Source organism: Streptomyces sp. NPDC001443 (genome assembly GCF_053597355.1).
Genome location: NZ_JBSFIA010000009.1, coordinates 153,905 through 169,280, shown reverse-complemented (window position 1 = coordinate 169,280; position 15,376 = coordinate 153,905). Strand labels below are relative to the sequence as shown.

Annotated in this window: 13 protein-coding genes; 5 read left to right on the top strand and 8 right to left on the bottom strand. The window is 71.1% G+C overall.

Annotation, left to right across the window (positions count from 1 at the left end; translation table 11 throughout):
- Positions 1 to 15: 15 nt before the first annotated feature.
- Positions 16 to 3,768, bottom strand: coding sequence for a family 78 glycoside hydrolase catalytic domain (locus ACWC24_RS13255; RefSeq protein ID WP_450662906.1), 3,753 nt, complete (start codon positions 3,766 to 3,768; stop codon positions 16 to 18).
- A 489-nt stretch (positions 3,769 to 4,257) separates the two neighbouring features.
- Entirely contained in the window at positions 4,258 to 4,599 is a 342-nt protein-coding gene (locus tag ACWC24_RS13250) for a DUF4190 domain-containing protein (RefSeq protein WP_450662905.1), read from the bottom strand.
- Between the two features lie 166 nt (positions 4,600 to 4,765).
- On the opposite strand from ACWC24_RS13250, the gene ACWC24_RS13245 reads away from it, so the two are divergent.
- Positions 4,766 to 4,987 carry a twin-arginine translocase TatA/TatE family subunit gene (locus ACWC24_RS13245; RefSeq protein WP_450662904.1) on the top strand — a complete coding sequence of 74 codons (222 nt, stop codon included), beginning with the start codon at positions 4,766 to 4,768 and terminating at the stop codon, positions 4,985 to 4,987.
- Positions 4,988 to 5,034: 47 nt separating this feature from the next.
- Here ACWC24_RS13245 and ACWC24_RS13240 read toward each other — a convergent pair whose 3' ends face one another.
- On the bottom strand, positions 5,035 to 5,901 hold the full coding sequence (locus ACWC24_RS13240; RefSeq protein WP_450662903.1) for a winged helix-turn-helix transcriptional regulator: 867 nt from the start codon (positions 5,899 to 5,901) through the stop codon (positions 5,035 to 5,037).
- Positions 5,902 to 5,993: 92 nt separating this feature from the next.
- Here ACWC24_RS13240 and eno point away from each other — a divergent pair, with 92 nt between their 5' ends.
- The 4 genes from eno to ACWC24_RS13220 all read left to right on the top strand — a co-directional run bounded on the left by eno (position 5,994) and on the right by ACWC24_RS13220 (position 8,686).
- Positions 5,994 to 7,277 (top strand): phosphopyruvate hydratase, encoded by a 1,284-nt coding sequence (eno, locus tag ACWC24_RS13235; RefSeq protein WP_450662902.1) that lies wholly within the window; start codon positions 5,994 to 5,996, stop codon positions 7,275 to 7,277.
- A gap of 218 nt (positions 7,278 to 7,495) precedes the next feature.
- A complete protein-coding gene (locus ACWC24_RS13230; RefSeq protein WP_450662901.1) occupies positions 7,496 to 8,068 on the top strand; it encodes a dihydrofolate reductase family protein in 573 nt (190 codons plus the stop codon).
- A gap of 88 nt (positions 8,069 to 8,156) precedes the next feature.
- A complete protein-coding gene (locus ACWC24_RS13225) occupies positions 8,157 to 8,363 on the top strand; it encodes a hypothetical protein (RefSeq protein ID WP_450662900.1) in 207 nt (68 codons plus the stop codon).
- On the top strand, positions 8,333 to 8,686 hold the full coding sequence (locus ACWC24_RS13220; RefSeq protein WP_450662899.1) for a DUF7919 family protein: 354 nt from the start codon (positions 8,333 to 8,335) through the stop codon (positions 8,684 to 8,686). Before ACWC24_RS13225 ends, ACWC24_RS13220 begins: the two co-directional genes overlap by 31 nt.
- Positions 8,687 to 8,713: 27 nt before the next feature.
- Here the strand turns inward: ACWC24_RS13220 and ACWC24_RS13215 are convergent, their stop codons facing one another.
- From ACWC24_RS13215 to ACWC24_RS13195, 5 genes are all read right to left on the bottom strand, one after another.
- Positions 8,714 to 11,290 carry a glycoside hydrolase family 5 protein gene (locus ACWC24_RS13215; RefSeq protein WP_450662898.1) on the bottom strand — a complete coding sequence of 859 codons (2,577 nt, stop codon included), beginning with the start codon at positions 11,288 to 11,290 and terminating at the stop codon, positions 8,714 to 8,716.
- 296 nt (positions 11,291 to 11,586) lie between these two features.
- Complete coding sequence (locus ACWC24_RS13210) at positions 11,587 to 11,736, bottom strand: hypothetical protein (protein WP_450662897.1); 150 nt, start codon at positions 11,734 to 11,736, stop codon at positions 11,587 to 11,589.
- Positions 11,737 to 11,875: 139 nt separating this feature from the next.
- Positions 11,876 to 12,907 (bottom strand): ABC transporter permease, encoded by a 1,032-nt coding sequence (locus ACWC24_RS13205; protein WP_450662896.1) that lies wholly within the window; start codon positions 12,905 to 12,907, stop codon positions 11,876 to 11,878.
- On the bottom strand, positions 12,904 to 13,866 hold the full coding sequence (locus ACWC24_RS13200; protein WP_450662895.1) for an ABC transporter permease: 963 nt from the start codon (positions 13,864 to 13,866) through the stop codon (positions 12,904 to 12,906). The genes ACWC24_RS13205 and ACWC24_RS13200 overlap by 4 nt, the downstream gene beginning before the upstream one ends.
- Positions 13,859 to 15,376 carry a sugar ABC transporter ATP-binding protein gene (locus ACWC24_RS13195; RefSeq protein ID WP_450662894.1) on the bottom strand — a complete coding sequence of 506 codons (1,518 nt, stop codon included), beginning with the start codon at positions 15,374 to 15,376 and terminating at the stop codon, positions 13,859 to 13,861. The genes ACWC24_RS13200 and ACWC24_RS13195 overlap by 8 nt, the downstream gene beginning before the upstream one ends.

Sequence of the window (15,376 nt, the reverse complement as noted above, 5' to 3'; positions counted from 1 at the left end):
CGCCGACGGCCGGTGTCAGCTCGCCGCGGTGAAGGTGTACGTCCCTGCCGGCAGGTGATAGCCGGTCTCACCCACCGGGACCGCCTGGGGCGGTGCGACGATCGACTGCGGTCGCGAGGTGGGGACGGTCACGGCCGCGCAGGTGTTGACGGGTACGGTGACACGCAGTTCCAGTCGTCCGGCGGAGACCGACCAGCTGCTGGACGCGCTGCCGAAGGGCGTGTCGTACGTGCTCTCTGCGGAGGTCAGGCCGCCGCCGGGCCGCGGTGCGACGCGCAGGGAGGCGTAACCGGGACTCCCTGGGCCGAGACCGCCGACCTGGCGGTAGAGGAAGTCGCCGACCGAGCCGAGACCGTAGTGGTTGAACGAGTTCATGCCCGGGTCGTTGAACGAACCGTCGGTACGGATGCCGTCCCAGCGCTCCCAGACGGTGGTGGCGCCGTGATCGATCATGTAGCCCCAACCGGGGAAGCCGCGTTGCAGCAGGATCCGGTACGCGGTGTCGACGTGCCCGTGATCGGCCAGCACGGGCAGCAGGTTCTCGACACCGAGGAAGCCTACGCTGAGATGCCCGTTCGTCGCGGCGACCTTGGCGGCCAGCTTGTCCGCGGCCGACTGGACCAGGGAAGCCGGCAGCAACCCGAAGGCCAGGGCCAGCACGTAGCCGGTCTGGGTGTCACCGCGGACGGTCCCGTCGGCGGCGACGAAGCGCGTGGTGAAGGCCGACGCCACCTGATCGGCGAGCCGCCCGTAGGAAGTGGCCTCCGCCGTACGGCCGGTGGCCGCCGCCATGCGCCCGACCAGACGTGCCGACCAGGAGAAGTAGGCCGTGCAGATGAGGTCCTGCGCCGTGTCGTCGTTGACATTGAGCCAGTCGCCGAAGGTCTGCCGGTTGCGTATCAGGTCGCTGTCGGCAGTGCTGCGCAGATAGTCGACCCAGCGCGCCATCGCCGGGAAGTGCCGGTCGACGACGGCGAGATCCCCGAAGCGCTGCCACAGCGTGTACGGGATGATCGTGCCCGCGTCGCCCCAGCCGGCCGTGCCGGAACCGCCGATCACCGCGGGGGCGACATCGGTGAAGGCGCCGTCGGCCTGCTGGGCGTCCGTCAGGTCGTCGGCGAACTTGGCGAGGAGCGCGTGGGTGTTCAGGTTGAAGGTGGAGGTGGCGCAGAAGGCGGCGATGTCGCCCGTCCATCCCAGGCGCTCGTCGCGCTGGGGGCAGTCGGTCGGGATGGAGAGCATGTTGCTGCGCTCACCCCAGACGATGTTGTGCTGAAGCTGATTGATCAATGCGTCGGAGGTGTCGAACGTGCCCTGCTGCGCGGCGTCGGTCCACACCGCGCGTCCCGTGACGGTGCCGTCGTCCGGGCTGTACTCGGCCGGTAGGCCGCTGAGTTCGACGTACCGGAAGCCGTGGACGGTGAACCGGGGCTCGTACGTCTCGACGGCCCCGGTTCCGGCGAGGACGAACCGGTCGGTGGCCTGGGCGGCACGCAGGTTGGTGGTGTACAGCGTGCCGTCGGCGTCGAGGACCTCGCCGTGCCGGACGGTGACCGTGGTGCCCGCCTCGCCGCGGACCGCGATGCGGTTCCAGCCGGTGAAGTTCTGGCCCATGTCGAAGATCCACACCCCTGACCGCGGCTGCGTGATCGACACGGCACGGAACTCGTGCTGGACGGTGACACCGTTGTCGATCTGGGCGACCATGTGGGGTGCGGTCCCGTCGCGGACGACCGCGCCGGCCCAGCCGCTGTCGTCGAAGTCGGGGCCGTCCCAGCCGTCGAGGTGCAGACGCGCGTCGTACGTCTCGCCGTTGTACAGGTCGTCCGCCGTGATCGCGCCCGTGCTCACTCGCCAACTGCCGTCCGTCGTCACCAGTTGGGTACTGCCGTCGGTGAAGGTGATGTGCAGCTGCGCCGCGTACCACGGCCGGTTGCCGTAGTGCCGGCTGCCGGCGAAGCCCAGACTGCCGGAGTACCAGCCGTTGCCCAGCCAGGCGCCGAGGACATTGGCCCCCTGCCGGATCCCCGAGGTCACGTCGAACACCTTGTACTGAAGGCGTCTGGTGTAGTCGGTCCACCCGGGGGCCAGCACGTCCTGGCCGACCTTCGCCCCGTTGAGCCGGGTCTCGTGAAGGCCCAGCGCGGTGGTCAGCAACCGGGCGGAAGCCACCTGTCCGCCCACGGTGAAGCGCCTGCGCAGCAGCGGCGCGGGTCCGACGACGCGCACCCCGGACCCCCACGGACCGGCTCCGTACGAGGCGACCACGCGCGCGGCAGGCCAGTCGCCGTCGTCGAACCCGGGAAGCTGCCAGCCTGACGGCGCGCTCCGGTACGACCTCCACGACGCGTCGGAGACGACGGTCGGGCCGCCCGTCACCGTCAGCTTGGCGATGAGCGCCGCAGGCGACTCGCTCGTGTTGCGGCTCTCGATCGCGATCGTGTTGCCGCCGCTCCGGAGGTGGGCGGTGACGTCGACGAGGGCAGCGCTCTTCCACGAGTCGGTCACGCGCGGCGAGGCACTCACCAGGGTTCCGTTGATCCATACGTCCGCGGTGTCGTCCCCGGTGACGACCAGGGTCGCGGCGGCGGGCGCGCCGGTCAGTGCGAAGGTACGCCGGAAGCAGCGGGTCTCGACGGGACGTCCTGTCGCGGGATCGCCCTCGGGGTACCAGATCCAGTCGGCCCCGGACAGATCCGGATCCTCGGGCCGCCCGATGAACGCGGCACGCCACTCGTCGGCCGCGGCCAGCAGCCCGGTCTCGAACCACTGCCGCTCGCTCCACGCGCCCGTCCGGCCCTGGGTGTCCCAGACGCGCACCTGCCAGGAGTAGCGCGTCAGGCTCGCCAGACCAGGGCCGGCATAGGCGATGTCGATCTGCCGGTCCGACGGGACACGGCCGCTGTCCCACACGTCGCCGGTACCGGCGGCCGTGGCCGAGACCCGAATCTGGTAGCCGGCCTGCCGTTGTTGCCGCTCCGTCGAGTCGAGCCGCCAGCCGAACCGCGGCCGTGCGGTGTCGACACCCAGCGGGGCCGCGCGGTGTTCCACGGTGCAGCCGGCCACGCTCAACGGCGACGCGGCGGCGAGGTCGGGGGCGGCGACGCCGGAGTACCAAGGGGCGACACCGTAGGCACCCAGGTCGCGAACGGCGGGCCAGCTGCCGTCGCCGAAGCCGGGCAACTCCCAACCCTCGGGCACGTCCTTGCCCGCCGACCAGCTGCCGTCGGTGACGACGTCGGTCGTGCCACCGGAGGACTGGACGCGTACGCGCCCGATGACTCCCGCGGGTCCGCCTTGGTTGCGGCAGGCGAGCGCAAGCGTGTTGACCCCCGCCGTCACCGCCGGCCGCAGGTCCACGTAGAGGGCCCTGCGCCAGGAGTCGACGACTCTGGGCGATCCCGCCAGCGGCTTCCCGTTCAGCCATACGTCAATCGTGTCGTCGCCCGTGACGACGAGCTGCGCATCGCTCACATCGCCTTCGGCGACGGTGAATCCGGCACGGAAGTACCGGTGTCCCGCGGGGGCGACGGCGCGCGGATCGCCTTCCGGATACCAGATCCAGTGAGCCGGGGAGAGCCCGACGGGCGGCACCTGCGGTGTGCCGGTGGCCGCCTGCGCCGGGGCGGGCCAGGCACCGACGGCGCCCGCGGCGAGGGCGCCTGCGGCCAACGCCGATCCAGCACTGAGGAAGTGGCGTCGGCTGAGCGGGAGTTGGCGGCGGGGAGTGGGCGAGTCGGCGCCGTGGGGGGTGATGTGGCTGACCAACGAAGTACTCCTTCACACACGTGGTCGGGCGAAGCAGAACAGTTCGACTGTGCAGCGGACACGAACGGCATCGGCCTTTCCCGGCACAGGCGCGACGGTCGCGGCCGCCGGGTTCGTTGTCGTGCTGGTCGTGGTCGTGCTGATCGTGGTCGTGCTGTGCTGGTCGTGGTGGCCGTGGCGACGGCGAGGCGGTCGTCGATCCGAGGAACGCGTGCGCACGGTGAAGGCGACGGGATTGAAACGATTCAATTCATCAGTGCGATCGCACCATATGGGCGTTGCCGGAGGCGGTCAATAGGTTCGACGCGCCATTCGACACGGCATTCGACACGGCATTCGACACGGCACCACGCCCCCGCACCCCTGCCGCCGGACACGGCGTCGAACCCGAGGCAGGCACACAGAGCACTACGGCCTGCCCGGCGGATCATGCCGCAGACGCGGGGTGAGACATCGCGGGTTTTTGCGACTCGATCCGCCGGACAGGCCCTAGTCGATCAGCACCGCCAGTCCCGCGATCAGTCCCAGGACCAGGAGGTTGACCAGCACCGCGTACAGGATGCACAGCCAGCCCACGACGATGGCCACCAGTGACAGCCAACGGCCTTCCAGTTTCTGCCTCTTGGCGCGACGGCGCCCCAAGTGCCCGGAGACGATGGCGACAAGCGCGCAGACGATCAACAGGCCCAGGATCGGCACCGAGTACGTCACGGTGAGCCAGCCGCCCATGACGGAACCGCTCGCATAGACCACGGCGGCGAAGGCGGCGTAGACGCTGACGACGGCGGGCTTGTTGCGGGTCCGGTCGGCCGGTTGGGGTGGAGCGCTCATGATCGGAACGATACCGACAGGGCGGAGGCGTCCGTGATGCCGCTGTCTCGACTCCTCACCCATGGGCGCTTTCCGGCCGACCCGGCCGGAAGACGGCTTGCCAGTCGATCAGTTCACGGGAGACACTTCTACAGGACTGTAGATCGTGCAGGGAGAGGCAGGCCCGATGTTCGGCTTGAGTGAGCTGGCAGTGATTCTCGTCGTGGTCGTCGCGGTCCTGGGAGTCAAGAAGCTGCCCGAGCTGACGCGGTCGGCGGGCAAGGCCGCCCGGATCTTCAAGAGCGAGACCAAGGCGTTCAAGGAACAGGACGCTCCGGGCGGGGCATCCGGATCCGGCCAGGTGATCTCCGGCGAGGTCGTCGACCGGGACGGAGCACAGGGCTCCTGAAGGCGGGCCCGGTGCCGGGTGGCCGGACACCGGGCCGCGCGGTCGGATCAGGTCGCGCGGGCGAGTGCCGCGGCCCGGCGCAGGCTCTCGGTGACGGCGTGCGGGATGTCGTCGACCGGGAACAACACGTGCCGTACTACGCGTTCGGCGTCGACGACCAGGATCAGGCGCTTGTGACACAGGCGGCCGGCGGCACGGAAGGTGGGCAGTCGTAGCGCCGTCGTCAGTTGATGAGCGGCATCCGAGTGAAGGCCGTAGGGGATGTCCTCCGTTCGGGCGAACTCCAGCTGTTCGTGCACGGGTTGGGTGCTGACACCGCGCACGTCCACCCCCGCCTTCCGGAAGTCGGGCCAGGCGTCGCGGAATCGCCTGGCCTCCGGCGTACCGCCGACGGCACCGGGAATCTCCTCGCCCCACTCCACCCCCGCGCCCGGACAGGTGAACAGTACGGTCGCCGCGGCGTCCGGGGAGACGAGCGGCAGGTCCGCCCCGTGCGTGCCGGGCAGTATCAGGCCGTCGGGCAGCCGGGTGCCGACCAGTGCGTGGACACGGGCGTGTTCGGCGCCGCCCTCCCGCACGGTCGCGGTGAGACTCCCGTCGCCCAGCACCCATCGGTCGCCCCAGTCCTGCATCGCCGCGAGCAGCGGCAGCAGGGCCACGCCCGCGTCGGTGAGCAGGTACTCGTAGCGCACCGGTCGCCGTTGGTACAGGCTGCGGCGCAGCACGCCGTGGGCGACGAGACGGCCCAGACGTTCCGTCAGGACCTTGCGGGACAGGCCGATCTCGGCGGCCAGCGCGTCGAACCGGACGTGTCCACGGGCGACTTCGCGCAGCACGAGCACGTTCCACCAGTCCCCCAGGACCAGGGCGGCCTGCGCGATGCCACAGTTCTCGTCCGCGTTGTGCATCCTCATGCGCCCATAGTAAGTTCCTTTTCGGGACTCACTTTGTTTCTGGAGAAAACTTTCTGCCCGCGTCAGGCGGGCCCAGCATGAGGAGTTGCACCGTGACCGCCATCAGCCGGGTCGTCGCACGGGAGATCATCGACAGCCGGGGCAATCCGACCGTCGAGGTCGACGTGGAACTCAAGGACGGGTCACGCGGCCGCGCGGCCGTCCCGTCGGGCGCCTCCACCGGCGCCCGCGAGGCGGTCGAACTGCGGGACGGGGATCCGGCGCGGTTCCACGGCAAGGGCGTACAGCGCGCGGTGGACGCCGTGACCGAGAGCATCGCGGACGCCGTGGTCGGTCTCGACGCCGACGATCAGGCGACCGTCGACCGCACCATGATCGAACTGGACGGCACCGACACCAAGGCGCGGCTCGGCGCGAACGCCCTGCTCGGCGTCTCCCTGGCCACCGCCAAGGCCGCCGCGGCCTCGCACCACCTGCCGTTGTACCGCTACGTCGGCGGGGTCGACGCCCACCTGCTGCCGGTGCCGATGATGAACATCGTCAACGGCGGTGCCCACGCGGACAATCCGCTGGACTTCCAGGAGTTCATGATCGCCCCCATCGGCGCGGCGACCTTCGCCGAGGCCGTCCGGATGGGCTCGGAGGTCTTCCACACCCTGCGCGGCAACCTCGTCGCCGCCGGCCACAGCGTCAACGTCGGCGACGAGGGCGGCTTCGCCCCCGACCTGCGCACGGCCGAGGAGGCCCTGGACTTCGTCGTACAGGCCATCACACAGACCGGCTACAAGCCCGGCACCGACATCACCCTCGTCATGGACCCGGCCACCTCGGAGTTCTTCCGCGACGGCGTCTACGACTACACGGGCGAAGGCGTCCGCCGTACGCCCGCCGAGCACGCCGACTACCTCGCCGGCCTCGTGGACCGCTACCCGGTGGCGTCCATCGAGGACCCCATGGCCGAGGACGACCACGACGGCTGGCGCGACCTGACCGCCCGACTCGGCGGCCGTTGCCAGCTCACCGGCGACGACGTCTTCTGCACCAACGAGAGCCTGCTGCGCGCCGGAATCCGCGACGGCGTGGCCAACTCCATTCTGGTGAAGGTCAATCAGATCGGCACCCTCACCGAGACCCTGGCCACCGTCTCCACCGCCCACCGCGCCGGGTACACGGTCGTGATGTCCCACCGCTCCGGCGAGACCGAGGACACCACCATCGCCGACCTCGCCGTGGCCACCGGCTGCGGTCAGATCAAGACCGGCTCGCTGTCCCGCTCGGACCGCACCGCCAAGTACAACCAGCTCCTGCGTATCGAGGAGGAGCTGGGGACGAAGGCGCGCTACGCCGGCCGGGAGTTCCTGGGCCTGCGCCGATAGACGCCGCCCTCCCCCTGCACGCCTCGGCCCGCCGGACATCCGGCGGGCCGAGCTGTTGCCGCGGCGGGCAGAGGGCCCGCCGCGACGCGCGGGCGGCGGCATCGACACCAGAACCGACAACTTTTCTTTTCTTGACAACTCATCCTGTCGGAAGCATGCTGGAGCGGCAGCCGGGCATCACCGCGAACCGGACATCACCGGGAAACCGAGGGAATCTCATGCGCACCTTGATCAGCACGGCCTTCGTCTCGCTCGACGGCGTCGTGGAGGCACCGGGCGGCGAAACCGGGTACCGGAACTCCGGCTGGACCTTCAAAGACATCGAGTTCCTCCCTGCGGCGTTCGACATCAAGGGCCGCGAGCAGAAGGAGGCCACGGCGATGCTGCTGGGCCGGACCAGCTACGAGGCGTTCAGCCCGGTGTGGCCCGACATGGCGGAGTTCGCCGACTACAACGCCATGCCGAAGTACGTCGTCTCCACGACCCTCGCCGAGGACGGGCTCGTCTCCAACTGGGGCGAGACCACCGTCCTGCGCTCACTCGACGAGGTCGCCGCCCTCAAGGAGACCGACGGCGGCCCGATCATCGTCCACGGCAGCGCCTCCCTGAACCACGGCCTCTCGGACGCGGGCCTGATCGACCGCTACCACCTGCTCGTCTTCCCGCTGCTGCTCGGTGCGGGCAAGCGGATGTTCAGCACGACGGACAAGGACACCCAGAAGCTGAAGCTGGTCGAGCACGAGGTCTACGCCAACGGCCTGCAGAAGCAGGTCTTCGACGTGGTCCGCTGACGGCACCGCATGGCCGTCACCATGCGGCCGCCACCACGCGCCCGTCGGTCCGTCGCGGCGGGAAGACGCCCGGTGATGGGATGGACGGATGTTCTACGAAGACCTCAGCACCTACGCGTACACCGATGGCGACGACACCTTCTCCGACCTCGCCACCGGTGTGCGGTTCGTCAGCTTCCGGCCCGCCTACGAACGGCTCGACGTGGGCTGGCTGGAGGCCGGCCCTGGACGCAAGGGCGGGGCCCCGAGAGATTCACGGACAAGTTGCTGGAGATCCTGGCGGCCCAGCAGGTGAACCAGATGCTGGGCCTGCACTATTGCGACCTCTGCGGGGCAGCGCCCTTCGGCGACCACCCGTGGTTCACCCCGCGCCCCGGACACCACTGTGCGGCCGCGGGTACCGGCGAGATCCGTGTCCCCGGCCCGTCCGGCGTCGCCTTCGCCGCTCCACAGCTGATCGGACACTATGTGGCCGACCACGGCTATCTGCCGCCCCGGACGTTCTGTGACGCCGTGTTCGCCTTCGACCCGCGGCAGGCAGCCGCCCCCTCGTACCCCTGGATCGGCTTTCCCTGGATTCCCGACGGCGCGGAACTCTACGACGCCGGAGTCGAGTGACGGCGGCTGCGCGGGGAGGCCGTGCCGCTACCTCACCTGGAGGGTGTACGAGCCGGTCGCCCGGGCGGTCAGGCGCCAGCCTCCGGGCCGCTCCGACAGCTGGACGCCGGTGAGGCCGTGAACCGTGGTCGCCGGGCGGCTCGCGCCGGGGATCCACACGTCCAGGATGCCCTTCCCGCTGCCCGACAGCCGCAGGTCCCGGTCGGGGACGGAGGACTTGAGGGAGGTCAGACGGCCGGGAGCGCTGCGCGGGTACGCCTGGGACAGCGCCGTGATCTCGAAGGCCGGGCTCGCCAGCGGTTTGCCCTCGGGGCAGGTGTAGAGCACGACGCCGCCGCCCGAGGTGGTGGCCGCGGGGTCGTTCTGCGGATCACCGCAGGCCTTCTTCCACACCCAGATCGCCGAGCCGAGCATGTCCGTGTTCTGCCGTTCCAGGTACCGGTCGAAGCGCGCGCGGAAGTCCTCGGGCTCCCCGAACCATCCCCACTCGCCCGACCACAGCGGTGCCCCGTACGCCCGGGCGGTGCGCTCGGCGGTGGTGTAGCCCTGCTCGATCGAGGTCAGGGTGACGCCCAGTCCCTGGTCCATGGTGATCGACTCGCTGTAGAGGTGCGGCGAGAAGACGAGCAGTGGATCGTCGGCGAACCCGGTCGGCGGGGTGGTGTCGAAGCCCAGGCCCGACCAGAGGATCGAGGGCTCGAAGAACACCAGGTGGTGGAAGCCGCCGTGGGTCTTCGTCTCCGCGGCCCGGATCGAGGTGATCGCCTGCTGGTACAGGCGGCCGAGCAGGACCGAGGAGGTGACGCCCGGAGCGTTGCCGGGTCCCGGCTCGTTGAGGAGGTCGTAGCCGGCGACCGCGGGCTCGTCCGCGAAGATCTCGGCGAGGCGGCCCCAGGCGCGGGCGAACTCGGTGCCGACGCCGTCGGTGTCGTCGTAGAGGTTGGTGAACGCCTGCTGCACATTGGGCGCGAGGTCCCGGCCGAGGAAGCCGCAGGCCTGGGCGCCGTCGGTGCGGGTCGCCCACTCGGGTGCGCCGTCGTTGCCGAACTCCGGTGACGCGTTGGCGCGGCACCGCGTGCCCGGCGCGGCGCTGACGTACTTCGAGAAGGTGTCCTGGTGGAGGTCGAGGACGGTGTGGATCCCGTGGGCGGCGGCCTGGTCGACCGCGGTGCGCACCCGCGCGAGGTACGCCCCGTCGAAGACGCCCCGCTTCGGCTCCAGTGCCGACCAGGACAGGGCCAGCCGCTGGACGTCGAACCCGTACCGGGCCATCAGCGCGTAGTCGGAGTCCTCCAGGGGCCACACCGTGGGCTTGGCCGGGTCGGGCTGTCCGTAGTCGATGAGCTGGTTGACGTTCACGCCGCGGAGCAGCACCTGCCGCCCCGCGCTGTCGCCGATCACCGGGGGCTGCCCGTCCTGGCGCAGCACGGTCAGCGGCAGCAGCCCGTCCAGGTCGCGGCCCGCGGCCTGGGTCTGCGCGTCGACGAAGGCCATCGGCGTGTCCGTCGTGGCCGAGGGCAGGGTGCCGGTGGCGAGCGCCAGCACGGCGGCGACCGCGACGGGCGGCGCCCACCGGGCGACATGGGGGAGACGGCCGCGCTCGGCCGAGGGCTGCGTCCGGCGCCGCCAGGCCAGCTCGGCGACCCAGGGGACGCACACGACGCCTGCGCACGCGCCCGTGGTCACCCCCTCCGCGATGCGTACGAGCACGGACGCGACCGGGAACAGCGCCCCGCCGAAACCGTTCAGGACCCCGTCGAGGACCCACAGCGGCACGAACCCGAGGACGCCCGCCGCGATGAGCGTCGTCGCGAGCGACCACAGCGTCGCCCCGGTACGGGCCTGGGTCAGCCCGGGCGACACCACCCGGCGCCACAGCACGACACCGGCGGACACCGCCACGCCTCCGGCGACCAGCGTCGCCACCGCGACGCCACCGGGTATCGGGCCGGCGGCCCAGGCGAACACACCGGTACCCGCCTGGAGCGCCACGGCGACACCGGCGGGCAGCCAGGCGAACCCGGCGATGTGGTTGATGTCCGCGCCCGAATCCTCTGCGGCACGCTCACCACCCTCGACGCCCTTGTCGCCCTCGCCGGCCTTGCGGCGCAGGCGCCACACGCCGATCCGGTACGCCGACGCCGCCGGACCCGCGACCAGCGGCCCGAACGCGGCGTACTTCGCGCCGGTCAGACCGCACTCGGCCAGCAGCGACCCGATCGTGGGAATCAGGTGCAGCCCGTCCGGGCCGGCGATCGCGAGCAGCAGCACGCTGTAGACCAGCTTGGCCAGGAACGCCACCAGGATCAGACTCGACCAGACCGCGCCGAGGACCCAGCGCGCGCTCGCCCGGGGAGCGGCGCGCACCACCCGGTGGACGGCCAGCGCGCCGCCACCGATCAGGAGGGGCAGGAACACCACCGTGGCCCAGGCGGGGCTGGTGGCATTGCCGGGTACGAAGCCCGCGTCCGGCCAGTTCTCCGGGGCGAACAGTCCGGTGCCGTCGACATGGCCGAGGGCAGCACAGAGCACCGCGAGTACGACCGCGGTGGTGAGGGACGCGATGCGGGCAAGCCGACGGCCGCCGCGCTGATCATCGAGCATGGATGGAGAAGATAGAGCAGCCCGAAGACCTGCGGAAGGCCTGTGAGCAGGAATTTCTTCCGGCACGCGCGTCCTGACAGGTCTGGACGACATGCTAGGGGCGGGCTGCGTCCGGCTCCGGAGGGCGGGCCGCCGCAGGCGCCGTCCACGGCGTGTGGCATCCGCGTCATGTCGGACACCTACGGTGCAGCGGTCGCGCTGAGCGGCGGGGGTGGGCGCCCCCTCGCGTGCGTGAGACTGCGTGCGCCGGTTCGCCGAGGAGTGGACCGGCGTCCCGCTGCGCCCGGCGGACGGCTTCACCCGGGAGGGAACTGGGAGGAGCCGAGGCGGAGTTGGGCTTCGGACTGCGCGAGGACCCGGCCGGGAGCGTGGACCACGGCCAGGTGCGGACGGCCGAGGACGCCGGGGATGAAGGTGATCCCGGTGTCGTGGGCGGTGGTCGCCACGGCGGTTCGAAGCAGCCGCGGGTCCCGTAAGAGCTCCGGACGGACGTCCGGGGCGACGACACCGGCGTGCGGGCAGCGCGGCCGCCGCCGTCGACCGGCCATTGCGCCTCGCGCCGGTCGGCGGCGGCCGCTCGCTGTCTCACAGGACCCGGCGCCGACGCCCCAGCCAGGTCTGCGCGACGACCACCACGGCCAGGAAGGCACCGCTGACGACCTGCTGGTAGGCCGAGTCCAGCGAGCCGATCTGGTTGATGACGTTCTGGATGACCTTCAGCAGCAGCACACCCACGAGGGAGCCGCTGATGAAGCCGAAACCGCCGCTGAGCAGGGTGCCGCCGATGACCACGGCGGAGATCGCCTCCAGTTCCATGCCGGTGCCGAGGATGGTCACGCCCGACACCAGCCAGGCCGCGTTCAGCGCGCCCGCGAGTCCGGCGCACAGCCCGGAGAGGGTGTAGACCGCGACCTTCGTACCGGCCACCGGCACGCCCATCAGGGCCCCGGCGTCCTCGTTGCCACCGACCGCGTACACGTACTGCCCGAATCTGCTGCGCCGCAGCACGACCGCACCGAGCACGAACAGGGCCACGGTGATCCACACGGGCACGCCGATGCCGAGCAGCGAGCCCTGGCCGAGGGAGGCGAAGAAGGAGTGCTTGTCGACCAGGTACGTCGTCGAGCCCTCGTCGGTGATCGCCAGGAGCAGGCCCCGGGCGCCCAGCATCGCGGCCAGGGTGACGATGAACGGGGCGAGCCGGACCCGTGCGATGAGCAGTCCGTTGACGAATCCGATCAGCCCGCACACGGCGAGCGGGAGCAGCAGGGCCACCGCGCTGCCGTACCGCGAGCCCCAGGCCGCGAGCACCCCGCCCAGGGCGAACAGCGAGCCCACCGACAGGTCGATCCCGCCCGTGACGATCACGAAGGTCATGCCGAGGGCGACCACGGCGAGGAACGCCGAGGACAGCGCCATGTTCTCCAGGTTGTCGCCGGTCAGGAACGTGTCGAAGCTCAGGGACGCCACGGTCATGGCGATCACCAGGGTCACCAGCGCGCCGTGCTGCTGGGCGAGGGCGCCGAGCCGGTCGGAGCGGCTCGCGCGCGGGGGTCCGTCCCCGGCGGGGTCGTCGGTCGTGACCGGCACGCCGGCCTCCTCGGTGTGCGCGGTCATCGCCTGCCTCGTTCCCGGGCCGCGTAGACGGCGAGGACGATCACCACGGCCTGGGCGATCTGGGTCCACGACGGCGGAAGGTCGTGCTTGATGAGGGTGGTGGTGAGCAACTGGATGAGTACGGCGCCCGCGACGGTGCCGCCGATGCGTACCCGGCCGCCGCTGAGCGGGGTGCCGCCGACGACCACGGCGGTGATGGCGGACAGCTCCATCAGGGTGCCGAGGGAGGTGGGGTCGCTCGCGCTCAGGCGGGCGGTGGCGAGGATGCCGGCGACGGCGGCCAGCGCGCCGGAGCAGACGTAGACCACCACGAGGACCCGGCTGACCGGGAGTCCGGCGAGCCGGGCCGCGGGGCGGCTGTCGCCGATGGCCAGGACCTGGCGTCCGAAGGTGGTGCGGCGCACCACGAACGCGACCAGGAGCGCGAGCGCCGCGGCGATCAGGACCAGGTAGGGCACGCCGAGCACGTCGCCGGAGCCGAGCGCCGCCATGCCGGGATCACGTACGTCCTTGAGCTGTGGGAGCAGCACCAGGGCGAGGCCGCGTCCCGCGACCATGAGGGCGAGGGTGGCGACGATGGGCTGGACGCCGACGAAGGCGACGAGCGCGCCGTTGGCCACGCCGACCACGACGCCGCCGAGCACCGCGATCAGCGCGGCGATCCAGGGTCCGTAGCCGAGGTAGAGGGAGAGCAGCGAGGTGGACAGGGCCATCACCGAGCCCACCGACAGGTCGACGCCCTCGGTGCCGATGGCCAGTGCCATGCCGAGCGCGACGACGAGGACCGGGGCGACCTGGACGGCCTGGGTGCGGAAGTTCTCCGTGGACAGGAAGTACGGGGTGAAGGCGAAGTTGAACAGCAGCAGCACCGCGACGCCCGCGTAGACGCCGTACTCCTGGAGCAGGTGCAGCAGCCGGGCGCGGTCGAGTGTGCCGCGCGCGAGTGCGAGGTCAGCCATCGTGTCCTCCGGCGGGTGCGGATGCGAGGGCGCGCATCAGGCCGTCCTCGGTGACGTCGTCGCCGGTCAGTTCGCGCACCACCACGCCTTCCTTGAGGACGATCACGCGGTCGCTGCCCTCGATGAGTTCCTCGGTGTCGGAGGAGATCAGCAGGACGGCGAGTCCGTCGTCGGCGAGTTCGTCGATGAGGGCCTGCACTTCGGCCTTGGCGCCGACGTCGATGCCGCGGGTGGGCTCGTCGAGCAGCAGTACCTTGGGGTGCAGGGCGAGCCAGCGGGCCAGCAGTACCTTCTGCTGGTTGCCGCCGGAGAGTTCGCCGACCTTCTGGTGCGGTCCTGCCGCCTTGATGCGCAGCCGCTCCATGAAGGTCTCGACGATCCGGTCGATGCGGGAGTCGTCGACGAGGCCGAAGCGGGAGAGCGCGGGCAGCGCGGCGAGCGCGATGTTCTCGCGTACGGAGAGTCCCGGCACGATGCCCTCGGCCTTGCGGTCCTCCGGCAGGAGGCTGATGCCGGCGCGGATCGCTGCGGCGGTGGAGCCGGTGCGTACCGGGGTTCCGGCGACGCTCACCCGGCCCGCGTCGGTGGGCAGTGCTCCGGCGATGGCCTTCGCGGTCTCGCTGCGGCCGGAGCCGAGCAGGCCGCCGAGTCCCACCACCTCGCCGGGCCGCAGCGCGAGCGACACGTCACGCAGTCGATGACGTACCGTCAAATTGTCTGCGCGTAGGACCGGTTCGGCGGTTGCGGTGTGGGAGCCGGAGAACTTGGTCAGGCCCTCCGTGCGTACCTCGCCGATCTCCCGGCCGAGCATCATGGACACCAGCCGCAGCCGGTCGAGGCCGGCCAGCGGGCCGGTGTGCACCACGCGTCCGTCGCGCAGGACGGTGACCGCGTCGCAGATCTCGTACAGCTCGTCTATGCGGTGGCTGACGTAGATCACCGCGACGCCGCGCTCGCGCAGCATGCGGATCACCCCGAACAGGGTGGCCACCTCGCGTGGTTCGAGCGAGGAGGTCGGCTCGTCCATGATGACGACGCGGGCGTCGACGGCCACGGCCCGGGCGAGGGCGACCATCTGCTGGGCGCCGACGCCGAGTTCGCGCAGCGGACGGCGTACGTCGACCCGGATGCCGAGCCTGCGCAGGGCCTCGTCGGCCTCGCGGTGCAGGCGTCCGAAGTCGATCAGGCCCAGCCGGCCGCGCGGTTCGCGGCCGAGGAAGAGGTTGCGGGCCACGCTCATCAGCGGGACGAGGTTGACCTCCTGGTAGATGGTGGAGATGCCCGCCTGCTGGGCCTGCAGGGGGGTGGCGAAGCGCACCGGCACGCCGTCGTACGACACCTCGCCCGCGTCGGGCCGGTAGACCCCGGTGAGGACCTTGATGAGCGTCGACTTGCCGGCGCCGTTCTCGCCGACGAGCGCGTGCACCTGCCCGGCGCGCGCGGTGAAGTCCACGTCGGACAGCGCGCGCACGCCGGGGAAGGTCTTGGACAGCTTGGTGACCGAGAGCAC